At 44.4% G+C, this 23381-nt stretch carries 15 protein-coding genes and 1 pseudogene; 7 read left to right on the forward strand and 9 right to left on the reverse strand.

Annotation, left to right across the window (positions count from 1 at the left end; genetic code table 11):
- Positions 1 to 66: 66 nt before the first annotated feature.
- Positions 67 to 825 carry an ABC transporter substrate-binding protein gene (locus AB4486_RS07055; protein WP_136974558.1) on the forward strand — a complete coding sequence of 253 codons (759 nt, stop codon included), beginning with the start codon at positions 67 to 69 and terminating at the stop codon, positions 823 to 825.
- Positions 826 to 999: 174 nt separating this feature from the next.
- Here the strand turns inward: AB4486_RS07055 and AB4486_RS07060 are convergent, their stop codons facing one another.
- Complete coding sequence (locus AB4486_RS07060) at positions 1000 to 1560, reverse strand: NADAR family protein (protein ID WP_372116822.1); 561 nt, start codon at positions 1558 to 1560, stop codon at positions 1000 to 1002.
- A 189-nt stretch (positions 1561 to 1749) separates the two neighbouring features.
- The gene (locus tag AB4486_RS07065) at positions 1750 to 1944 is read right to left on the reverse strand and encodes a hypothetical protein (RefSeq protein ID WP_017061218.1); all 195 of its coding nucleotides are present in this window, start codon (positions 1942 to 1944) and stop codon (positions 1750 to 1752) included.
- A 287-nt stretch (positions 1945 to 2231) separates the two neighbouring features.
- On the opposite strand from AB4486_RS07065, the pseudogene AB4486_RS07070 reads away from it, so the two are divergent.
- Both AB4486_RS07070 and AB4486_RS07075 read left to right on the forward strand, forming a co-directional pair.
- Positions 2232 to 3017: pseudogene (locus AB4486_RS07070) on the forward strand (ABC transporter ATP-binding protein); the annotation flags it as partial.
- Positions 3014 to 3532, forward strand: coding sequence for a transcriptional regulator (locus AB4486_RS07075; RefSeq protein ID WP_102320933.1), 519 nt, complete (start codon positions 3014 to 3016; stop codon positions 3530 to 3532). The pseudogene AB4486_RS07070 and the gene AB4486_RS07075, both read left to right, overlap by 4 nt.
- 380 nt (positions 3533 to 3912) lie before the next feature.
- Here AB4486_RS07075 and AB4486_RS07080 read toward each other — a convergent pair whose 3' ends face one another.
- Positions 3913 to 5892, reverse strand: a complete 1980-nt coding sequence (locus AB4486_RS07080) for a replication initiator protein RctB domain-containing protein (protein ID WP_017071247.1) — start codon at positions 5890 to 5892, stop codon at positions 3913 to 3915.
- Positions 5893 to 7152: 1260 nt separating this feature from the next.
- On the opposite strand from AB4486_RS07080, the gene AB4486_RS07085 reads away from it, so the two are divergent.
- From AB4486_RS07085 to AB4486_RS07100, 4 genes are all read left to right on the forward strand, one after another.
- Positions 7153 to 8370, forward strand: a complete 1218-nt coding sequence (locus AB4486_RS07085) for a ParA family protein (protein WP_017061213.1) — start codon at positions 7153 to 7155, stop codon at positions 8368 to 8370.
- Positions 8371 to 8375: 5 nt separating this feature from the next.
- On the forward strand, positions 8376 to 9350 hold the full coding sequence (locus tag AB4486_RS07090; protein ID WP_017065141.1) for a ParB/RepB/Spo0J family partition protein: 975 nt from the start codon (positions 8376 to 8378) through the stop codon (positions 9348 to 9350).
- 93 nt (positions 9351 to 9443) lie between these two features.
- Positions 9444 to 11537 carry a GNAT family N-acetyltransferase gene (locus AB4486_RS07095; protein ID WP_372116824.1) on the forward strand — a complete coding sequence of 698 codons (2094 nt, stop codon included), beginning with the start codon at positions 9444 to 9446 and terminating at the stop codon, positions 11535 to 11537.
- Between the two features lie 419 nt (positions 11538 to 11956).
- The gene (locus AB4486_RS07100) at positions 11957 to 13627 is read left to right on the forward strand and encodes a DUF342 domain-containing protein (RefSeq protein WP_017065143.1); all 1671 of its coding nucleotides are present in this window, start codon (positions 11957 to 11959) and stop codon (positions 13625 to 13627) included.
- A 123-nt stretch (positions 13628 to 13750) separates the two neighbouring features.
- Here the strand turns inward: AB4486_RS07100 and AB4486_RS07105 are convergent, their stop codons facing one another.
- The 6 genes from AB4486_RS07105 to AB4486_RS07130 form a co-directional block, all read right to left on the reverse strand.
- The gene (locus AB4486_RS07105; RefSeq protein WP_102428095.1) at positions 13751 to 15865 is read right to left on the reverse strand and encodes a type I secretion system permease/ATPase; all 2115 of its coding nucleotides are present in this window, start codon (positions 15863 to 15865) and stop codon (positions 13751 to 13753) included.
- An 18-nt stretch (positions 15866 to 15883) separates the two neighbouring features.
- Positions 15884 to 17794, reverse strand: a complete 1911-nt coding sequence (locus tag AB4486_RS07110) for a LapD/MoxY N-terminal periplasmic domain-containing protein (RefSeq protein WP_017061208.1) — start codon at positions 17792 to 17794, stop codon at positions 15884 to 15886.
- Between the two features lie 5 nt (positions 17795 to 17799).
- Positions 17800 to 18468, reverse strand: a complete 669-nt coding sequence (locus AB4486_RS07115; RefSeq protein ID WP_019823329.1) for a transglutaminase-like cysteine peptidase — start codon at positions 18466 to 18468, stop codon at positions 17800 to 17802.
- A 59-nt stretch (positions 18469 to 18527) separates the two neighbouring features.
- On the reverse strand, positions 18528 to 19919 hold the full coding sequence (locus AB4486_RS07120) for an HlyD family type I secretion periplasmic adaptor subunit (protein WP_017061206.1): 1392 nt from the start codon (positions 19917 to 19919) through the stop codon (positions 18528 to 18530).
- A 112-nt stretch (positions 19920 to 20031) separates the two neighbouring features.
- Positions 20032 to 21318, reverse strand: coding sequence for a sigma-54-dependent transcriptional regulator (locus tag AB4486_RS07125; RefSeq protein ID WP_372099614.1), 1287 nt, complete (start codon positions 21316 to 21318; stop codon positions 20032 to 20034).
- A gap of 84 nt (positions 21319 to 21402) precedes the next feature.
- Positions 21403 to 23325, reverse strand: coding sequence for an ATP-binding protein (locus AB4486_RS07130; RefSeq protein ID WP_372116826.1), 1923 nt, complete (start codon positions 23323 to 23325; stop codon positions 21403 to 21405).
- Positions 23326 to 23381 lie beyond the last annotated feature (56 nt).

Consider the following 23381-nt stretch of genomic DNA (forward strand, 5'->3'; position numbering starts at 1 on the left):
TCCTAGCAAACTACAATTACTCAACTAGTATAATAGTAGTCATCCATCAAATAACTAGGGAAGGTTATGAAAAAACATCTTATCGTTGCATCCATAGTCAGTTTGTTTTCAAGCAGTTATGCTTCTGCAAGCGAACCTCTTCACTACTACATTATTGCGAGCCAAGCGCAACCTTTTCAAATCGAAACTGACGGGTCATCTCACAGAGGAATTGTTTCAGATATTGTGGAAGCCGTGTTTGATGACAGCCAATATGAGATCAACTACCACACCTACCCTTTTAATCGAATGATCGACAAGCTCGATGCGAGAGAGAATCCAAACTGGGTTACCTATGGCAGCCCTAGTTGGGGGAATATTCAATCTGCGAACCTATCTGAAGACCCGATTTACAATGTAAAACACGTATTACTCAGCAGCGGTAAAAAGCCATTTGAGTTCAATACAATCGATGATCTCGATGGGAAAGCCGTAGTATTGCTGAAAGGATTTGAGTATCCGAACTTGGAACCTTATATCCAACAGGGCAAGCTCAACGAGATTCGAGTAAAAGATTACACTGCTGCGTTTCGTGTCCTGAACCGAGCACCTGGCGACACCGTGTTTGTGGAAATGGAATCACGAATCAAATACAACCTAAACGAGCAAAAACTGAGTATTGATGATTACCAGATGCATGAGTTTGGTTCTGTCATCAATAACTACCCTATCCATTTGGCGTTTGACCCTGAGATGGATCCTAAGCTGCAAAGCTTCATCAACCAACGCCTAGACCAAATGAAAGACGATGGACAGCTTGACGACATCGTACAGAGTTACTTATAGCACCAGCGTAACGTAGAACTTATCAACGGATAGCTTAGTCACGTACGTTAACTCTCGTTGATGCCTGACTCTCTAAAACCGAAAAGGCCGCCCTGCTTCATACTAGATAGCAGGGCGGCCTTTTAAATGCGTCTAAGGAGTAATGATAAGCATGCCGCTATCTGAATCGACGAATCAGTGTGAAGCAATTAAATGCAGTTGCTGAGTGCGAAGCTGGTGACGCACTGCCATCAGAATCTTACCCAAATGGTTCTCGCCGGTTCCATCGCCGCCATCGCCCCAGAAGTGGTCTTTGTGCGAATGTTCTTTGATCACCGAATCTCCGGTATTGGTAAGAAACAGCGCAAACTGTGGATTCTGTCTGAACTTCTCCGTCACAATAAACTGCATCACTTCAACACGAATGTCATACCAATCTTCGCGAACTTGGTCTTCGTAGTCACGACTTAAAGAGAACGCTTCGGCAGGTGTACTGGCTTCCAAAATGATATTGCGTAGCGCTTCGGAGGCAAACTTCATCGCTTGATAATAATGTTCGCTGGTTGCCCAAACTTGATCACCTACCTTGATAGGACAAGCGGCAAAATTTGACAGGTATCCGTTCGGATCTTCGGGTTCGTAAAACAGCACTTCTTTAACTTGAGCCACAGAATTAGACATAGCCTTCTCCTTACCAACGACATCGCATATTTTTGCTTTAACTTTAAAATTAGTGGCGTTGAATATGACTGTCAAACAACTTAGTTCAAGAGTATGCCATGTGCGTGTTTTTCATCTGAAAAGCGTAATATCACAAGGGATAGGCTAAACGGAACAGTGAGCCAAAGAATCAAGGAGTTGATTAAATCTGGATAGGGAACATGAAAAAACACTTATAAATCAAAGGGTGGCGTTGTGCCACCCTTCTAAATGCAATGGGGATTATTAGTGAATAAGACCTAGCTCCCTCGCTTCTTCCAGACTCAAACCGCTTTCTCTAATTTCTCTTAGAGTCTCGATACGACGACGAGCTTCAGCAGACTTCATTTTCTTTTCTGGTTTGAAAGATACTTCTTCTTCAGCATCCCACTTGTTTGCAATATTTGTCATTTCATCATGGTTGATAGAATTAATGGACATGTTTTCCTCCGAAAAGCACCATGTAATGGACAGGTAATCTGTAGCAAATGCTTTTTCGCTTGTTAAGAAATTCTGTACTGAAGTGTGATGATTCCGACGCTTCACAAAGCTAATTAATAAATGCCTCATTTAAACTTTGCCAAAGCCATTTTCTGCAATTATATTTAAAAGATTCCCCATAAGAAATGTGGTTTGATCCAACTCTCATTTTCCCCTCTTTCAATGCAATCAAATCCGTTAGCTTTCACATAGGCTAAGGCGAGATTTTCGGCTTAGCCGGAGAATAAGGCTGCGGGAAAAGCACCTGCGCACGATTGATGACCAAGGTTTACCCCGCGACAGAGGGAGAGATACTGTTCAAAGGCAGAGACATCTCTACGCTGAAAAGCCGTAAAGATATCTTGGATTATCGCAGCCGTGTGCAAATGGTGTTTCAAGACCCCTTTGGTTCACTCAATCCCACTCACACTATTGATCACCATTTAACGCGCCCACTTAAGATCCATAAACAGGTAGTCACTAAACAGGCTCTCACAGAGCGCCTCAAAGAGTTATTAACGCTGGTGGAGTTACCCATCGAAACGCTAGCCAAATACCCGCACGAGCTCAGTGGGGGCCAAAGACAGAGGGTTAACCTAGCCAGAGCACTGGCCGTTGGCGCTGAGGTTATTCTTGCTGACGAACCCACCTCGATGTTGGACGTTTCGATTCGACTTGGCGTGTTGAACTTGATGCAAAAAATGAAGAAAGAGTTAGGCATAGGCTTTTTGTACATAACCCACGACCTTGCCACGGCACATTACATCGCTGAAGAGACGGCGGTGATGTACAAAGGGCAGATCGTCGAGTGGGGATCAACCCAGTCGATCTTGACCAATCCACAACACCCGTACACTAAGTTGTTGATCTCTGCGGTACCAGATCCCGATCTGCCATTTGGCGAACTCGTCAAAAATGAGCCAAACTATTCAATAGACGCTGATCGTATTCGAGAGCAGAGCAGTGAAATACAGCATGAAATCAAACAAGTTTCTGATAATCACTTTGTAAAACAGTGGGATAACGTTGCATGAATGAACTAGACACTTGGTTAGAGCGGATCGGAGATTGGTACAAAGACCGAAAGCATGATCAAGTGGACCGGTTAGAACCTTTGATCTTAACGCCTCCAGATGCGCTCTGGGGGCCATTGATCACGGATGAGCAGAGCAAAGGCATCGCATGTTGGCTAGACGGATGCCTGAGAATCTTTACTTTCTATCGCCACCTCGCGGATTCATCGAATCCGGACTTGGCTTCGCAGGAGGCCAACAGCTCAAGCCATCAAGATAAAGCCTACCAATACCTAATGTTTGCCTACAGTAAGCTGCAAGCGGTGTCATGTGACCCAAAATCAGAAGCGGGATTGCAAGAGTGGTGTACACAGCGGCTACAACACTTGTGTGTATTGGCTTTGGAGTTTACGAACCAACAGCAAGAACCACGTTGGAAAGCAGAGTCTGAAAAATTGATCGAGTCGCATGTACGCTTTATGGCAACCCATCCCCGAAACGATGATCAAGGAATTATTCAACGCCATCTCCACTGATCAAGCCCTTCTCGATCAAGCATCAAATCAGAATCTCACCAGAGCTAGATCCGTAGAAAGCATGATCGAGCCTTGATCATGCTTCGGCGTTTAACTCTGTAAGCTATTGAATTTTAATGATTGACTGAATTTTAGGCAAAAAAAAGCGAGTCCCTTGGGAACTCGCAAAAATCTATTCAGTATGATGTAACAAAATATGAGCCAATCTATTAATCACAAGAAAGGACAAAGGTTGTCTATTCGGGATAAATAATAATCAACTAGATGCGCTACTTTGTCATCACTTTGTCAGCGTTAGGTGCGATTTTAATCAGCACCTAATGTGTTCAAAACTATCCATTCAGCGACGGTAAAACAGGCTTATCGCGATAGGATAATGACTAGTGGCCAATCGCCATTTCATCGAGCGCAAGGAACACGTTTTCGTCTAAATGACCTTCATGAACTTGTTTACACACTTTACGACGCACCGCTAAACCAGAGATCAAACGTTCAATGGACAGATGTCGATTGCTGGTGCTATCTCGGTCGTTATATAGCTCAATCAAGCGACTCAGTGTTTCGTATGGGATAACGTCCTCCCCTACTCTCAACCAATCAAGCTTCTCAATGAGCTCTGAGCACTCTTCTTTGATTGAGGCATGTGAGTGCCCTGTCATAGCAGATAAAGCCGTTATGCTGCGTTCTAGAGCCTCTGCAGAGGTATATTTAGAGAGAGTAATCATGATCTCGTCAGCGTTGATCTCAACAGAGTGTTTACGCTGCTTAACTCGACGTCCCAATTTGCCTCTTGGCGACGGTGCTTTACGCTGAATGGGTTCAAACTCACCATCGATAATCTCAGACAGCTCTTCCAGTTTCTGCTTAGACACCATTTCGTTACGAAGTGGGTTCGGCAGCGTTGGTGCCATATTACGCTTACCTGCGTTAGTGGTACGCGCTCTTGAGTAACGTAATACTTCTTCCACATTACATTTGATATCTACCTGATAATCGGTCGTTTTCCCTTTTTCGATCAACGCGGTGATCGTCAAGTGATAACCCCATAGATTAACCAGGAAGGTATCTTCTTGATCCCCGACTTCACCCAATTTTCTGAGCTCGCGGATCAGATCCATCGAGAAACGACGCCAATCGATGTTACGCGCCAATTTCTGGTTGAGCTCACTGAGCAACATGCTATCTGAATGGCGACGTGCCATGCGGCTTCTAAAGTACGAATACATTTGGAAGACCAAGGTATGTTGCTTCAGGATTTCTGGCGGAAATAGGAAGAAATAGTCACGCGTCAGCAGCTCTTCGTAGAACGAAGGCTCCCAAACCAGGATGTATAGGTTCGGTTTAATGCGAATTTCGCCGTCAGAGCCTTCTGTAGGCGCTTCTTCCGATGCGGTAATGGTTCTAGCTAAGAATCGGAAACGATCACTCTTAAAGCCTTCTGGCATGTTCTCACTAAGCCAACGGCCTGTAAGCTCGTGCAGTTGGAAATCCGTGAATTCGATACGATCAATACTGTCGCGGATAGAATCACGTGCAGGGCCGCTGTCTTTCTTGCCACGTAAAGACAAAATATCAGTGATGTAGAGTGGTGTTTTGTTTGGCGTGTGTTTCGCGTCTAGATGGTAATCATCTTGGTGATGATCATGATATTGAACGGTGAGAGTGAATAACGCGAATAGCGTCATCAGATCGTCAACGGTCATGATATTTTTAGAAGATCGTGTCTCGATCACAGCGCGAGTGCCAGAGATCGAAACCATGGATTTCTGGTAGCTCTTACGAGTTCTAGGTGGCGCTAACGCTTGATCAATAATCCCCGCCCAATTGGTTGGCGAAACAATGAATTGATCCGCTTCATCTTTCATCGTTGGTGGGGTATTCAACCCATGTTCATTCAGTAAGCGCTTGTTTACTTTGGTTTGAGCTAGGGCTTTAGAGCGCTTTTGCTTTTCATTTTGCTTCACGCTTTCTGTCACTAAGCTGGTGGCACCCAGCACCGATATCAATTGGTTTGGGTTCACAAAGCGATGCAACATGGTTTTACCAGCAAGGCCTTCTTCAAAGCGAACGGGGATTTGTTTGAACAATCCGATATTAACTGCAGCTCTCAGCCTTTGCTGTAAGGCTGCGCGAGTGACTTGACCATCGGTTGATTCAATAATCTCAGTGGTGGAAACGTACCCATCTTTACTGCTAAACCCACGAAGTGAAATTAGGTTAAGAAGCTCAACTATGCTTTTGGTGACACCTTTGAAGTGTTGATATTGTTCTATCCATTCAACGGCTGTTTCAGATACCTCAAATAAATGACCATCTTTGTGGCTTCGTGCCTTAATTAACAATTTCTCTTCTGGTTTCATTTTTGATCCGTATCACACTAACCGTAATTTCACTATAGTTCCTGAATGATAAAGAAAGAATGATCATAAATAAAGAGAATTTATTGGCTTTTAAATAACTGATCTTTTTGATTAATATGATCTTAAATGATTAAGTGATCTAATGATCTGGACGTAACTTTGCTTATAAGTGGCTGAATTTAAATAATTAAAATAAATCGCCTTGGAAAGCATGATCATAAAGGTTCCGAAACTATGATCATTAAACTTAAGAAAGCATGATCACAGAACATCAGAACAATGATCATTAAGTCATTGTAAGCATGATCATTATTGGTTCGAAAGCATGATCATTATACTTATACAGCTTATCCACAGATCGGAATTCAACATCGGTTTCTAAGTCGCTTTTGAGTTGTCTAAGTGGACACTTGTGGTGGCCAATCTATCGGAACAATGATCAAGAGAGCATACTTTTTTATCGTTCCTACCCTATTGAGTGCAAAATTTAGTCTGTATCCGCTGGAAATGGATTGCTTTGATGTATTTAGAGCGGGTGGGTCTTAACTAGGAAGCATGATCATGAAATTGTCATGTTTGTGTATTCTTGGTCTGTGTCGATTGAATTTTCAATCATTGAGCCCTTATAGGCGTTGAATCCCCATTCCAAAAGCATTTGTCCGTAACTTAGTTCATAAATTACATGCTTCCGGAACTATGTTTACTTGATCATTTTTCCGGAGGTTGATCATTTTCAATGTGCAGTTGCTCGGATCAATATTGCTCAGTTTACGCCTTGATCATGCTTCATAATTTGGCGTTATCAATTATCTTACACTGGATGTGCTCCATGATCATTCTTCCGGTTAGGTTCCAATCCTCTGTTGTTTTTTGACACCCCATCTTCTCTTCTGTTTTGAATTTTTTGGTCATTGAGTGTTTTTTAATTTTTATTGGATTGAAAATCTATAAATTCGAATGCAAATCACACCAACCGTAATCTACGGTTGTATTTCAATCGTTCCGAAGGTTTTTCGTTGAAATTCCATTTACATTGTAAATAAGTGATGCTGTAACATTTAAAATGTAGACTAGAAATAGCATGGTTATACATGATAGAAACAGTCATTTTTGTGTTTGTCTAAGGCGATGTTTCATCAAATTGTAAAAACGCGGCCTATTTTATGTGATTTTACTCATAAATGTATGTTCATGTTTTTGTTGTGTTTGTTGTTAATCGCTGTACAATTTGTACTTAGTTAATCATTACGGAAACTGGCAATGAAAAGAGAACAAACGATTGATAAGCTCTATCAGCTAGCCGAACAAACTCAACAAGTTCAGGCTGACCGAATTGAGATTATTTTGGAAGAGCGAAGTGATGAACATTTCCCTCCAATGTCTAAAGCTATGATGGAGACTCGTTCTGGTTTAACGCGTCGTAAGCTCGATGAAGCGATCACTAAACTTGAAGCTGATGGCCATCAGTTCACAAAGAACAACGCTAATCATTACTCGATTTCATTGACAGAAGCTCACATGTTGATGGACGCGGCAGAAGTGCCGAAGTTCCATGAACGTAAGCAGCACGCTGACAATAAGCCATGGATTATCAACGTACAAAACCAGAAGGGTGGTACGGGTAAATCAATGACAGCAGTTCACTTAGCCGCTTGTTTGTCTCTGAATTTGGATAAGCGCTACCGTATCTGTCTGATTGACTTGGACCCACAGGGCTCTTTGCGTCTGTTCCTAAATCCACAAATTAGTGGGGCAGAGCACGACAGCATCTATTCTGCCGTCGATATCATGTTGGACAATGTGCCTGAAGGCCAAGATGTCGATCTAGAGTTTCTTCGTAAGAACGTACTATTGCCAACTCAGTATCCAAACCTGAAGACAATTTCTGCTTTCCCAGAAGATGCGATGTTTAACGCTGAAGCGTGGCAAAGCCTTTCACAAGATCAGTCACTTGATATTGTTCGTCTGTTAAAAGAGAAGCTTATCGACAAAATCGCCGATGACTTCGATGTGATTATGATTGATACCGGCCCGCACGTTGACCCTCTAGTATGGAATGCAATGTACGCGTCGAACGCACTTCTGATTCCATGTGCAGCTAAGCGTTTGGATTGGGCTTCAACGGTTAACTTCTTCCAGCACTTACCAACGGTTTACGAAATGTTCCCGGATGACTGGAAAGGGCTCGAATTTGTTCGTCTAATGCCAACCATGTTTGAAGACGACAACAAGAAACAGGTGTCAGTTCTGACTGAAATGAACTACCTGTTGAATGACCAAGTAATGATGGCAACCATTCCAAGAAGCCGTGCTTTTGAAACCTGTGCCGACACTTACAGCACGGTTTTCGATCTAACGGTGAGCGACTTTGAGGGCGGTAAGAAAACTCTAGCTGTTGCTCAAGACGCAGTACAAAAAAGTGCTCTAGAATTAGAGCGCGTATTACATAGCAACTGGCCTTCACTTAATCAGGGATAACAACAATGGCAATTAAAACATCTGACTTAAATGCAAAGCTATTTGGTAAAGCAAACAAACGTCGCGTAGCAACACCACAAGAAGCGCAAACAGCGGCAAAAGAGCAGGCTCAAGTGATTGAGCTTTCTGTTGCTGGCGAAGATTTGGTTTCATTTGAATTGGTTCGAATTCCTGCGGCTGAAGTGGCTACTCGAACGGTTGTTTTTGAAGAGAACGCTCGTGAGCAATCTTTCTTAAACGAGCACGCGCTTTCTGATGTTCTTACAACATTGAAAGAACGTGGTCAGCAATACCCAGCGGTTGGTCGTAAGAACAAAGACGGTAAGATTGAAGTTCTTGATGGTAGCCGTCGTCGTATGTCATGTATTTTGGCTGACAAAGAGTTCCTAATCTATGTTGCTGAAAACATTAACGGCGAACACGCTAAGTTCCTATCAGACGTAGCTAACGCTCATAAACCGCTTTCTCTTTACGAGAAGGGCAAAGAGATGCAAGCGAAGCTGGACAAAGGCGAAGCTGAAGACCAGAAAGCACTGGCAAAAATGTTCCAGTGCAGTGAAGCTTTGGTGAGTGGTGCATTGAAAGCAGCCGCTTTGCCACTTGAATTGCTACAAGCTTACCCAAATGTGAGCGACCTTGGTCGTCCAACTATTGTTAAACTGCACAAGCAGTTTGGTGGATTGACGAGTGAACAGCAGCAAACACTGCTTACTAAGTGTGATGCTTCTGAAGGTTTTGTATGGCAGCGTAGCGAAGCTCAAGGCGTAACTCGTCTAACCAAAGACGTGACAGAAACTTTGGAAGGTTGGATTCTTGAATTGGCGCCAGCGCCAGCGAAGAAAGCTTCTCCAAAAGTTGAGCTTATTAAGGGCCGCGCATCATACAGCCGCAAGGGTTCAAACTTGGCGTTGAACCTTAAGAAAGTTGATGATGCAACAATGGAAGAAATCCTCGCCTTCGTTCAATCGAAGCTCGACTAAGTCGACGACTTTTCATTACTCCTCTAAAGCCGCTTAATGCGGCTTTTTATTTGGCTGTGATAAACTGTGTTTAGATGAATCTGGACGCTAACTATGACAAACCCAACCAACACTTTTCTGCATACACTTTCTAATATTGCTCAACATAACGATCACCGTTACGGCGTGGTCTTTGATGGCGAATTTGATTGGCAAAACTCAGCTGTTTTTACTTTCCTTCAAGACTCACACAGTCCGAGCATCTTCCAGATTGGCGGTACGCCATTTGAAGGTGTGATTCATGCTCCAGTAAAAAAAGGCCAACAACTGCTTGGTCGTGAGTGTCAGGTTCTTGTTTGTGATTTTAGAGAGCAGTTCGATGCGAATGGTTTTAGTGCCGCGTTGGGTTCGTTAGTTGGTGGTGGGCTGTTGTTGGTGTTGCCGCCAAAAGTTAATGCCTCTGAAGATAGTGAAAGCTTTGGTCAACGTTGGTTAAAACGTCATTTCGATAAACTGATGTCTGTTTCACAACACAATGAAGCCTGCGATGTAGTTCAAGCAACTCACGTTCTTCCTCAGATGCAAAGCGCCCAAAACGGATTGGATAAATTTGAACAGCAAAACACGGCTGTTGAATTAGTCAAAAAAGTGGTGTCTGGACACCGTAAACGTCCTTTGATTCTCACTGCGGATAGAGGGCGTGGTAAAAGTTCGACATTGGGTATTGCCGCTGCGCAGCTGTTAGTTGAGCGTCACGGGTTTAATATTGTTGTTACCGCACCTTCAGTGAAAGCGGTAGAGCCGGTATTTTCCCATGCTAGCCAAGGGTTGGAATCTTGCGAAGTGGTCAACGCTACTCACATTCGTCATCAAGGTGGCAGTTTAAGATTCGTCGCAACAGATGAATTACTTAAATCTAAGCCTGATTGCGATCTGTTATTGGTTGACGAAGCAGCTGCAATTCCAATTCCGATGCTTAAATCCATGGTCGACATCTATCACCGTATGGTCTTTTCAACCACGGTACATGGTTACGAAGGCAGTGGGCGAGGGTTCGGTATTAAGTTTGAGTCTTGGCTTTCTGAGCATCGTCCGGGGTGGAAAGGCTTTAAGCTCGAACAACCGATTCGTTGGAATAACAAAGATCCGCTAGAGGATTGGTTGTTTGATTGCTTTCTACTTGGTAATGACGCATCAGTCACTGAATCGGCGGTTGATGAACTCGATGGCTTTTCTGCTGACGCAATCAAAAAATTAAACTTAGTCGAGTTATCAAAAGCAGAATGCTTGGCTAATCCTGAGCAGCTACAACAATGTTTTTCTCTTCTTGTGGATGCGCACTATCAGACCTCGCCTAATGACTTAATGCAGTTTCTCAACAATCCAGCAATCCGTTTATACGCCGCTTGGCAGCAAGGTGAATGTTTAGGTTGTATGTTGGTGACGGAAGAGGGTGGTTTGGACAGCGAGTTGATTACTCAAATTCAACTTGGAAAACGCAGGCCTCAAGGTCACCTTGCTCCAGTATTACTGGCAAACCAACTTGGCTGTACTCATGCGGCGAGCAGTCGTTGCCTTCGAGTGATGCGCATTGCTGTTTCAGCGCGTCATCAAGGTTTGGGTATTGGCCGTTGGATGTTGGCTCAGTTATCACAGCAAACCAGCCAAGCAGATTATCTGGCGACAAGTTTTGGCGCGACCAGCGAATTGATTTCTTTTTGGCGTGGTAGTGAATTTGAAGCTGTGCACATCGGCCACCAGCGAGATCAGGCCAGTGGCTGTCACTCGGTTCTGATGGTTAAGGCGCTTAACTCAAACTCTCAAGGCTGGATAAGCCAAGTTCAAAATCACTTCGAGCGTAGCTACTGTTTTCTTGTTTCAGGTTCTTTGGTTTCACTTGAAACCGATATGGTGCGAGCACTGCTGCCAAAGAGTGTTCACACCGTTAGTGAGTTTGAAACTCAGTTAGTTAGAAATTACGTGAACGGTGGCAACAGTTATGATGCGATCAGCTTCAGCGTACTGAACTTGATTCTACTCAGTAACGATCGAAACATAGGTATTTCTGACTTACTCATCGCAAAGGTTGTTCAGCAGAAAGAGTGGGGGACTTGTGTTGAACAGTTTAATCTTGTTGGTCGTAAACAAGCAGAGATTCAGTTTCGTAAAGATGTCGATGCTCTGTTAGCAAATTTACAGTGTAAATAGGCTAGCCATCATTTAAATAGACTGACCGCAACAAATTAGATTTACAGTGTAAATTAGAATATTGGATTTACACTGTAAACTGAAGCTCCATATTGAAACCCGTTTTTACCCTGATTATCTGTTACATCATTTCTGTTTTATCTCTCCACTACAGCCTTTAATCTTCTAAAGCTATTCGCCTTTACTATCTAGCCCTACATCGAATCAACATTCAATCGCACGAAATATTCTGAAAAAATTTTCCTATGTATTTGTAAAGGCGAAGCAGATCATAAAATGTGTAAGTCTTATTTATGAGTCATGTTTGCAGAAGCGAAAGTAAGTGATGTGACGCTGATTATTCTAATAATGTGATACTCAGCGCAGAATGAATTATATAGACTGAATAACAACTGAGTCATTAGGGATACTCAATTCGAATGTGGGATAACATCGTTACATTGTCGGAAGACAAGCAACAAGTAATGGCATGTCTGCCAACCGGGACTGTGGTTGACGCAAGCTTTGATAACAAGACGCTGCCACCAACCTTGGAAGCTTTGAATGCATCAAACTATTTTCTTTTCGAAGAAGAGGTGTTGCGTTTCGTTACTCTTGCTAAAGAAGGTAAGGGTGAAGCTTATGAAGGAATCTTGATTGCCGAAGTTCGAAATGCCACTGTTGCGGTCGAACTGTCTGATGATGAGATGTTGGCGAGTCTCGTGGTCACTGGTCCCTACAATGGACACCCGCTGCGTGGCAGCGACATCATTCAGTGTTTATCTCAAGCTCAAATAACAAAAGGAATAAATAAGTTAGCGCTCAGAAAGGTTCTGATGATGAGTAGCAAACTTAAGTCCGGTGAAAAGTTTACTCAGCCCGTAGCTAAAGGGACACAACCAGTAAAAGGTAAAGACGCTAAGTTTGCCGCTTTGGTTGAAGACATTACTCGCCAAGTCTTGAAGCCTCGCAGCAAAGACGAAGGCAAGATTGATATGCGAGACTTGGGACAAACCATTACCGTTGGTCAAAATGATCACTTAATGAAACGTACCCCCGCTACCAAAGGTATCGCTGGCTTTACCGTTCAAGGCCGAATTATCCCACCGCTTCCTGGACAAGACAGTTTAATCAAGCCTGGAAAGGGCACCTACATCTCCCCTGAAGATCCCAATTTACTACTCGCCTCACACCCTGGATTGCCCATCATTAAAGATCGAACCATCGAAGTGGATGACGCCTTATGTGTCAGCAACGTCGATGTCTCAACTGGGCACGTTAAATTTAAAGGTAATGTGTTTGTCTCTGGCAACATCGAGCCGGGTATGATCGTCAAGGCGACCGGAAGTGTTACGGTTGGTGGCTTTATCGAATCGGCCGAAGTTCAAGCCCAGGGGGATATCAAAGTCGCCAAAGGCATTATCGGCCACACGACTAAAGAGAGTGAGCCAAAAAGTTGTAAAGTACTTAGCAAAGGTTCTATCACCGCAAGTTACGCACAGAATGCTGAGCTACAAACGGCCAATGACCTTCGACTTGGTGTGCACAGTATGAGTAATGACATTCGCTGTGGTAACAACCTTATCGTGATGGACAGTTTGAAAAAACACGGCACGCTCAGCGGTGGTGAAGCCAAAGTCGGCGGAAAGGTCGAATGTGTCTTCTTAGGCGTTGAGGGAGATACCGCCACCAAGGTACATGGTTTTGCGCGCTACGATGGCTACCGCCAAAAGATAGCCGAGCTGAAGGAAACTTATAAACATACGCAAGAGCAAACCATGGGTGTAATTCGCCAAGAGTTAGAATTTAAGAAGCGCCCGAAAGCCGAGAGAAGCGAAGAGCAAGCCCTAGAAATTGAGCAGCAACGTGAGAAGAATAACCTTGCAATAGAAAACACAAAGTCTCAGCTAGATACACTCGAAGCGGAGTTTGAAACCAACCTTGCTGAATGCACGGTAGAGGTTCACGAAAAAGTGTATACCCGAGTGACGATTCAATTTGGTGATGAGACAGTCACAACCAAGCGAACCCATGGCGGAAGTGTTTTCTCATTCAACCAATACGAGATCCAATGTTCATTCAAGATGGAGCAAGAGGATATTGCTTTGTAGACTTTTGTGCTGAACACAAAGTTACGTATGGTTAAGGTGCCGATACTGACAAATAAAAAAGGGGAGCTGATGCTCCCCTTTTGGTTTCTACTGATAATGATTTATTTAGGTAGCTTGAGCACTCTAGCTTACTGCTCTCACTCGACCTTGTTTAAGGTCTGAAAGAACCTGTGCTTTTGGACCATCTGCAATGATGCAGCCTTTCTCCATTACGATCACTCGATCGACAATGTCCAACATCGACGTTTTGTGTGTAATCAGAATTAACGTCTCGCTTGGTAGCAATTGGTTAAGTTGGTGTTTGATGTGCATCTCTGAACGGTTATCCATAGCACTGGTCGGCTCATCCATCAACAACACTGGCGGACGGCCAAGGAAGGCTCTAGCAATGGCAATTGACTGACGTTGACCACCAGACAGCAAGGCACCACCTTCACCCACTTGGCGTTCCAAACCTGCCGGATCTTGTTGAGTAAACGCGGTTACCCCTGCACGGTTTGCTGCATCCATCACGTCACGGTCATCTACTAAAGGGCGACCTAAAGTAATGTTGTCTCTTACCGAACCGTAGAACAAGTTACTGTCTTGCGGCACACAGCCTATATTGCGTCGTACGTCGACATGATGCAGTTGTTCCATATCGGTGTCATCAATGCGTACATGGCCCTCTGTGGGCTTGTAGAGGCCCATAATCAGACGTTCTAGTGTGGTTTTACCTGAACCGATACGTCCAATGATCGCCACTTTCTCACCGGGTTTAATATTGAGGGTTAAGTCTCTAATTGAAGCCACTGGTGAATCTGGGTAGTGGAACGTCACTTTATCTAGCGCGATATGGCCCTGAATAATCGGACGGTGAATGTAGCGTTTACCTTCTTCTTGTTCATCAGGCATCGACATCACTTGCTCAATCAGAGTCATTGATGACTTTGCTTGGTTGTAACGAGTCGAAAGCAAAGACAGCTGAACAAGCGGGCCAATCGCTCGGCCGCTCAACATGGTTGCAGCGATCAAGCCACCCATCGTAAGTTCACCTTCTGCAATTAGATACACGCCAAAGATGATCATACCAACGTTAGTACTTTGCTGAACAAAGCCGGCGGTGTTTTGGATGCTGTCAGTGATGCGTCGACTTTTGATATTCCAATTCGCCATGTGAGCAACGGCTTCTTCCCAACGGAATTGGAATTGGCTTTGCGCACTGAACAGCTTAACCGTCTCTAACCCTGCCAAACTCTCGATTAAGTTCGCGTACTTCTGCGAAGCAAGACGAGAGCCTTCCTCAATGGTACGGCGCAGTGGACCTTGGATTAGCAATGCATAGACGATCAAAATGACCACGCCAGCAACGGGAACAAACACAAGGTTTCCAGCCATTAACCAAATTAGCGCTAAGAACATCAGTGCGAAGGGGAGGTCGATTAACGAGCCAATGGTTGCAGAGGTAAAGAATTCACGAATGGATTCGAACTCTTGCAAGTTTTTAGCGAAAGCACCGACAGAAGCAGGCTTCGCTTCCATACGAATCCCCAGTACTTTACTGAACAGTTTGGAGGAAATGAGAATATCGGATTTCTTACCGGCAACGTCAATGAAGTAGCTGCGCATCAATTTGAGCAGCAAATCGAATAGGAACACGACAAAGATACCACTTGCCAGCACCCACAAAGTTTCAAAGGCGAGGTTGGGAACTACCTTGTCGTACACCAAGCGTGTAAACATCGGCGCGGCAATCGCGAAGATGTTGATAAGAATGGAGGCAATCAACACATCTCGGTAGATGTTTTTAGATTCCCAAATCGTGCTCCAAAACCAATGCCCTTTACGTGTTTTTAGAACTTCTGGTGAACGTTCATCATAACGGAACTGTTTCTTTACCAAGAAGTAGCGGCCGATGAATTGTTCTTTCAGCTCTTCGACAGGAATGATGATTGGCACCATTCCGCTTTCCGCAGTAATGATTTCCGCTTCTTGCTTCTCTAAATCGATACTGTTGAGAACGCACGCCTCACCTTGTTTAAGTAGTAAGACCGCAGGCAGTATCAGGTGAGGAATCTTTTCTAAGTCGGAACGGTTTTCTTTTGCCACTAATCCTGCTCGTTCAGCAGAGCGTGGGAATAGGAAAGGGGTTAGCTTTCCATCGGATAGTGGTAGCCCATTGATCAACGCTTCGGGCGAGTTAGCTAACCCGTAATACCGGCTAACGTAGATCAGTGAGTTCAATAGTGGATCTTGCATGTGATATAACCCTTACAACTATTTATCAACAATGAAGCCTTGGAACACTTCTACGTAGTTATCAGACAGAATATCTAGCTGAGTCTGAGTTTCTATTCGAGACGCGATGGTGGTGACGCCTAGGTTGTGAGCGGTTCTAGAGATCGACGTTAAGGTAAACTTCTGTTTTTCGTCATCAAGGTTATGTGTGAACAGGTAATCTAGCTTCACATAGCTTGGACGGTATTCGTTGATGTAATCCAGTGATTGGAAGTTACGTCCGTAGTTATCGACACCAAACACCGCTTCAGCGTTGCGAATGGTGTTACACAAAAGTGCCGTGTAGTGCGGAACGTTGATGAAGCAGTTTTCTGGAATCTCAAAGTGCAACAGGTGAGCGATTGAAGCATTCTGTTCAAGCGTCTTACCGATCCAACGGATGAAGCTTGGTTGAGATATACTGCTTGGCGAGAGATTAATAGCGACTGGGCTGGTTACTTCTTTTGCATTGAGCTTTTCAACCATCTTCTCAATAACGTATTGGTCGAGAATGTGGCTCATTTCAAGCTGTTCTAGCGCGTATAGATACTGGTTAGCACCGTAACGCACGCCATCTTTTTCAATCGCAGAGAACACCTCTTGGTGATACGTTTTACCAAAGGCATTGTTTGCAGCCTGCAAACGGAAGGTAATGAGGTCGTTGATGATCGCTTCTTCAACCAACATACGCCATTGTTGTTTGCCCATCACTGCGCCGTGATCGTCTGCGGTTACGTAGCCGTAAGCAAGTTCTCGATTCGCCTTGGCACTTGAGAGTGCGTTATCCACCAGCGACATGATTTCAGTACTGGTTTTACGCTTGTTGCTGTAGGTCACACCAAGAGCAATATGTGGATTCGCAGTGCCTGTTGGGTCTGAACCTAGGCTCTGGATACAGTTTACGATGCTGCTCGCGACAAGTTTCAGTTCGCTCTCATCAATGTTTGGCATGATGAAACCGAACTCGTCACTAGAAATACGAGCGATGGTGATATCTGGAGATGAAATTGAAGCTTGCAGCTGTTCAGCCAGTTGATGAACCAAGGCATCACCTTCTTGATAGCCCTTTTCATCGTACTCTTCACTGATAAACTCCGCTTTAAGTACCGCTAAACCACCTAAGCTCGACTCCTCTAACCATTGAGTTAACTGAGACATGTAGTAAGCACGGTTACCTAGCTGAGATACAGGGTCGATATATGCTCTTTCACGTAACTTCTGAGCTTCTTTCGCTTGGTTTTTAAATGCCAGTTCAACTTGAGTCGACATGTGGTTGATACCATCGACAACCAAGGTGAGATCTTTTGTCTTTGGACGAGCCAGAGGTTCGCCAAACTGATTCTTGGCGATCTGATCCATCTTGGTAATGATCAACGAGAGCGGGCGTAAAGCGCGCTTAAGGATCCAAGAGATAGACACCAAACCGAGCAAGAAGATCGTGCCAAATATGCTCAGTAAGCGGATGAATGCTTGCCAAAGTTGATCGTAGGCAGGGCCTGGGTGACTTACGATCTCGACCTCGGCCAATTGCATCCAGCCACTGGTGATCACGCGGCGGTCATGAACAGGCTCGAACAGGTTTAGGTTGGTAAACCACTCTGGTACGCCAGTTGGCTTTACAGGGTATGAGCGGAGAATGTCTTCACCGCTATCGAGAAAGATCAATCGAACGACTGAGTAAGAACTGCCATCAAACAGGGCGTTGATAACAGACTCCACTGCCACCTTGTCCTTTTCTTCTAGGTAAGGGGCGAGAGCCAGTCCAACAGTATTAATGGTATTACTTACCTCAGAGCGTTGCTGCTCCTCTAAGTATCCACGGGTGGTATTGAATTCGATCATAAAAACTGACGTCATCAGCAGTATGAACACTGCAACCATCCCGACCACAAGCTGTTTATATAAAGTCATTGTACCTACTCATCGTAATTGATAATGGGTTTGTTTAATTTTAGAGAGCGCTCACGTGAACGTAAGTCGTTCCATAAGCTCAATCTTGAAGATTTCCCTGCCAACTTGCCGCTGCCTGCTGCCGACTTGATCAACCAAAGGTTTTTACCGTTAAAACTGTAAATTGGTCTTAGATCTGGGCGTTTGGAACCGCGTTTAATTTCAGGGTTTAAGTTGTCCAAAATTAATGGCTCTGCACTCGGTGTTGAGTAGTAAGCTAACACCATGTGGAACTGGTTTAGTTCCAGTGCTTTTACGTACACTAATCGTAATTTCTTATCTGGGACGCCCAGTTCAAGCAAAGAGAAGTATTTTGCGATTGTGAAGTCTTCACAATCACCGGCGTTGCTGCCTAAAAATTCCAGTGGTGTTGCCCAGTAATCATTCTTTCCCCACAGTATGTTGTCATCGACAAAGTACATCTGGTTGAAGAACTGGTTCACCGACCTGAGCTTCTCTTTTTCACTTAATCCGTCGTATGACGTCATATTTGAGCGCCATGTTGCCACTCGCTTTCCGGCTCTATCGCCGTAGGTTTTGGTCACTGCATCTATCCACCGTTGGTCGCTCTTGTTGAGCGCCACAGAGGTGAAAGAGGTGAGGACCAGCAGCAATAGCGAAATCCGAGACTTCATAGCCTCTGCTCTTGTCTATTTGCTGTGTATTGAAAGGCGTTATCAAACATCAAACGTCATTACTCTTTTAGTGCATTGTTTTGAGCGCTTAATAGTGGCTTCAACATGTACTCAAGCACGGTTCTTTTACCCGTGATGATATCGACAGAGGCGGTCATACCAGGAATGATTGGCAACTCTTCGTTCTGTCCAAAATTGTGTTTTTCGGTGCGCACGCGCACGATATAGAAGCTATTGCCTTCTTCATCTTGAGTGGTATCGGCACTGATGTGCTCTAACACGCCTTCTAGACCACCGTACTTAGTGAAGTCATAAGCACTGAATTTAACGATGGCAGTCAATTCTGGGCGTAGGAACGCGATATCTTGCGGGGCGATTTTCGCTTCAACCAATAGAGAGTCTTCTGTTGGTACAATCTCAACGATGTCCATACCCGGTTGGATAACCCCGCCGACAGTATTAATACCCAATGTTTTAACGGTGCCTGTTACAGGAGAAACCACCACGGTACGGTTTACTCTGTCTTCTAGGCCAACGGCAGATTCGGTCATTGCAGAGAGCTTGTCTTGGGCTTGATTGAGTTTTTCTTGTTGTTCGGAGCGGAAGTTCAGTGCGGCGTCAATACGGCTGAGCATGGATTCTTTGATTGCTGAGCGTAAAAGAGGAATTTTTAGCTCGCTCGAAGTCATTTCTCGGCGAGTGTCGTTCACTTGTCTTTGCAGTTTAAGTAATTCAATTCGTGGTACCACCCCTTCATCGGCGAGAGGTTTGGTGATATCCAGTTCTTGGCGAGCAAACTGGTAGCTCTGTTTTAGGTTTCGAACACGCGCTTTAATCTCAACTAGGTCTTGCTGTTTCTGTTCAACTTGTTGATCAAAAACGGAAAGCTGGTTTCTCAGATTATTGAGATCTTGACGGTATTCTGCTTTTTGACGATTAACCAGTTGAGGTTGAAGTTCATAGAATTTAGGTGGGAACGCAAGCTTGCCATAATCGAGAGTGACACTTTTCTTCCATTCTTTTTCAGAGAATTCTTCATTGATGACAACACTGGTCAGGGAAGCGGAAAGCATTAACACGTTGGCGGTCAAGTTCGCGACTTGTTGTTCACGTTCGCGGAAGTCAGAACGGAATCGTGTGTCATCGATTAACAGCAGTTGTTGACCTTTTTGAACGCGTTGGCCTTCTTTAACTAAGATTTCTTTAACCAAGCCACCTTCAAGGTTTTGTACCACTTGGATCTGAGAGGAGGGGATCACTTTGCCTTGGCCAACGGTAACTTTGTCGATCTCTGCCCATGCAGACCACCCAATAGCAGCAATAAAAAACAGAACGATCACCCACAACATAATTCGCGCACTGGTGGGCGTATTGAGGAGTAGTGCCGCTGTTTTATCATCGACATACTCAAGCTCGGTCTCGTTCAATTTGCTGAAATTTTTCTGACTCATAACAGTCCTTGTTCGCTAAATAAAAGTGCAAGCCTATTGAGTGTATTCTTACTTTTGATAAATGTTAAGATTTTACTCCTTTAAATCTTTGAATTTATATATTTTTTAAGACTTATCGGTTCTTGAAATCTGTTTTATCGAGTTGGTGCTTTCTTAGTTTGTCATACAGTGTTTTTCGCGACACCTGCAGCTCTTGTTGTACCTCTTTTAAACGACCTTGATGGCGATGTAGCGCCTCAATCAAGATAATTTGTTCAAAGCTATCGGTGCGTTGGTTCAACGACTGTTGTTGTTCTTCAATGCTCATATCGAGTTCATTTTGCTCATCAGTATCGCTGTCGAGCGACGGCTGCTTAATTTGAGTCAGCACTCTGAGTTCAGCATGTTGGCGAAGCTGACGAATGTTCTCCGTCCAATGCGTTGCAATGAGTCGCTGAATCTCTTTTTCTGTAATGACGGGTGGCGGCAGTTGATAGCGACTGGCTGCACCACGAGCAAAGTGTTTGAACAAAGAGCCAATATCTTCCGTTCTTTGCGCCAAGGGTAGTAAATTAAATCGGCGCAGTTCACCTGTAATTGTAGTAGGAACTACTGTAGTTGCGATAATGATACAAGTTGCATTGGTCTTGCATGAGTTTTCACGAAGTAGAGTGGGTTTTAGGTTCGCTAACCACAGCCATTGATCCTGAGTTAGTGCTTCTGTCTCATGGATATAGAGTGTTCCACCTTGATGCTTCAAGAACAGTTGCAAAATAAACTGATGGAATGTCGCTTCGTCACTGCGTGGCAAATTAAACGCAGCGACAGGGCAAAGCTCCGCGGTTTGATGACTGTGTAAATCATGGGTGTATTGTGCTGTGACCCTTTTCCCCGTCCCTAAATCACCAACAAATAATAGAAGTGGGTTAGTTTTGGTATCTAGGGTGATCAATTCTCGGCGTAATGCCTGCATTGATGGTGATTGACCAATCAGTTTCGGGCCAACCTGATTTTGCATTGCCAACTCTTTACGCAGTAGGTTGTTCTCTTCAACCAGTGCGAGCTTATCCGCCGCTTTTTTAACGGCAGTGAGTAGGGCATCGACCACAAATGGCTTTTCCAGAAAATCGTAAGCGCCGGCTTTCATCGAGGACACCGCGGTTTGCACGTCACCATGTCCGGTAAGTACGATGACCTGAAAATGAGGATTTTGGCTCAGTAACTTTTGCGTCAATTGAATGCCATCCATCACCGGCATGTGAATATCGGTGACGACAATTCCGGCTTGCGTGGTATCTATTTTCTTTAATGCCTCAATAGCATTGGGAAAGCCGACGATATCGATACCTTCAATGAGCATGGCTTGTTCTACCGAGTCTCGAATGGCGGGTTCATCGTCGACAAAATAGAGTTTAGGCATAGAGTGCAAAAGCCGATTCCTTAGCTGTAGGTGAGATTAGCAGTAATGTGAAATTCGTTTTCCGTTAACAATAACAACGGCGTGTTAGCGCTTATCGTTATATAACGGGATGTTTAGCGAGAATACCATGCCTGAAGGCTCTAACCGGTTCGCGCTGATCGTGCCGTGATACGCTTCAATAATCCGTTTCGATATTGAAAGCCCTAGCCCTAAACCTTCCGGTTTGGTGGTAAAAAACGGGTCGAACAGCTGTTCTAGCTTATCGTTCGGCATGCCAATTCCGTTATCCCAAATGATCAGCTGACAAGAGTCATGATGCAGTTGCCATTCGATGCCTATCTGTGGGCTAGCCTGTTGGTCAACGCTTTCCAGGTTTTGTTGCTCCTGCAAGATTTTCTGTTCAAGAACTTGATGTTGCAGCGCTTGAGTCGCGTTGTGAATCAGATTCACCAGTACTTGCTCGAGTTCGGTTGGATGAATCGCAATATTGATGTCATCTGGCACCGTGCTTAGCCTTAGCGTAATTCCTTGCTTGATCATCAGCGCACTGAGAATGCTAGTGGCGTTGTTGACCGCTTGGTGCAGGTTCGCCATATGATGCTCTTGTTTAGTGACCTTGCGAGTAAAGACTTTGAGTCGCGCGATGATGTCGGTAATGGTGTTGTTGAGGCCAATCATTTTCTCAAGATTGCTTTTCACCAAATCGGTTCGTTCCATTTCAAGCAGTTTTAAGCTGTTCTCACTGTAGGTTCGCAACGCTGCAAGCGGTTGGTTGATTTCGTGGTTAATGCTCGCTGACAGCTCGCCGAGTACCGCTAATTTCGCGGTTTGTGTCAGCTCTTGTTCTGTCTGTTTCAACTTGGATTGCGACTCTTGGTATTGAAAAAGGGTTTGTTGCAGCTGTTGATTGGATTGCTTCAAGTAGTGAGTGCGTTTATCAACGGTTTGCTCTAGGTTTTGGTTGAGTCGGGTCAACGCCACTTTCGCGAGATAAGTCTGGCGCCACGACCAAGCGATGAGCATCACCAAGCTGTAAATCACCACGAAGATGACATCGATCTGCAAGATTTTAATAAGTTCAGCTCTGGTCTCTTTTAGGGCAACAACTTGGTACTGATTGTTGCTGATGGTAGCGGGGTAAAGATTAAATGCACCAAGCTTGAATAACTGGTTGGCGGTGAGCTCTTTTCGGATTTCATTGGATTGAAGGTTGCTAGATTGATTGGCGTTGCTCGCTTCTGACTGAGATCTTGAAGAACGAAAGGCTTCGATGATCGAAATTTCGCTTTGACCGTATTGGCGTTGAAGTGCGATATCCGTTTGTTGTTGCTGCGTTAATGGCAACAATGAATGGTAAAGCCACGGAGCTTGGCTTGATAGAAAGACCACTTGGTTAGAGTCGAGTACTACGATCTCAAAATCGTCGCTGGTCAGGATGTTTTCGAGATTTTCTAAGCTCACTTTTACCGTGATAACGCCAACAACTTCCTTGTCGATATACAGAGGTGAAGACAGAAAATAACCTCGTACGTTCGAGCGAGCGCCTAGCGCGACATATTGTGTGTTGTTACCTTGAATGGCAGAAGCAAAGTAGGGACGAAACGAGAAGTTCTCACCTACAAAGGTACGAGGCTTTTGGTAATTACTGGAAGCGACCACAGTACCGCTCGGGTCGTGAATATAGATGGTGTCGGCTTGGCTTTGATTCGACCATTCAAATAGTAATTGATTGAGCTGCGCAGCGGAAATCTTGTCTGCTCGTGGTGATGAGTCAAAATAAGAGAGCAAGCGCGGGTCATGGCTGAGTAAATCCGGGATCTGTTTGAATTTATCCAATTCAGAGTCGATTTGTAGATTGGCTTTATTCGCTGCTTCATCGAGTTGCTGAGTGACGATTTTTTCTTGGAATTGCACTGCCATAAAGTGGGTTGCGGTCAGCCCTGCAGCTCCCAATAACAATGAGAATAAAACAAAGGGTGTCATTAGGTTAGGCAGTATTTTGGTCACTCGGATCTCAGCTTGTCATCGGTTTGTATAAAGATTATCAATATGATGGAGAGAGT

This window comes from Vibrio sp. 10N.222.55.C6 (assembly GCF_041473395.1).
In the GTDB taxonomy this organism is placed as follows: domain Bacteria; phylum Pseudomonadota; class Gammaproteobacteria; order Enterobacterales; family Vibrionaceae; genus Vibrio; species Vibrio crassostreae_C.

Bases quoted from the DNA above. Each gene is read 5' to 3' on its own strand.
- AB4486_RS07080 (WP_017071247.1), bottom strand. From the start codon at position 5,892: ATGAAACCAGAAGAGAAATTGTTAATTAAGGCACGAAGCCACAAAGAT.
- AB4486_RS07075 (WP_102320933.1), top strand. From the start codon at position 3,014: ATGAATGAACTAGACACTTGGTTAGAGCGGATCGGAGATTGGTACAAA.
- AB4486_RS07055 (WP_136974558.1), top strand. From the start codon at position 67: ATGAAAAAACATCTTATCGTTGCATCCATAGTCAGTTTGTTTTCAAGC.
- AB4486_RS07105 (WP_102428095.1), bottom strand. From the start codon at position 15,865: ATGCAAGATCCACTATTGAACTCACTGATCTACGTTAGCCGGTATTAC.
- AB4486_RS07095 (WP_372116824.1), top strand. From the start codon at position 9,444: ATGACAAACCCAACCAACACTTTTCTGCATACACTTTCTAATATTGCT.
- AB4486_RS07110 (WP_017061208.1), bottom strand. From the start codon at position 17,794: ATGACTTTATATAAACAGCTTGTGGTCGGGATGGTTGCAGTGTTCATA.
- AB4486_RS07100 (WP_017065143.1), top strand. From the start codon at position 11,957: ATGTGGGATAACATCGTTACATTGTCGGAAGACAAGCAACAAGTAATG.
- AB4486_RS07125 (WP_372099614.1), bottom strand. From the start codon at position 21,318: ATGCCTAAACTCTATTTTGTCGACGATGAACCCGCCATTCGAGACTCG.
- AB4486_RS07115 (WP_019823329.1), bottom strand. From the start codon at position 18,468: ATGAAGTCTCGGATTTCGCTATTGCTGCTGGTCCTCACCTCTTTCACC.
- AB4486_RS07090 (WP_017065141.1), top strand. From the start codon at position 8,376: ATGGCAATTAAAACATCTGACTTAAATGCAAAGCTATTTGGTAAAGCA.
- AB4486_RS07120 (WP_017061206.1), bottom strand. From the start codon at position 19,919: ATGAGTCAGAAAAATTTCAGCAAATTGAACGAGACCGAGCTTGAGTAT.
- AB4486_RS07065 (WP_017061218.1), bottom strand. From the start codon at position 1,944: ATGTCCATTAATTCTATCAACCATGATGAAATGACAAATATTGCAAAC.
- AB4486_RS07085 (WP_017061213.1), top strand. From the start codon at position 7,153: ATGAAAAGAGAACAAACGATTGATAAGCTCTATCAGCTAGCCGAACAA.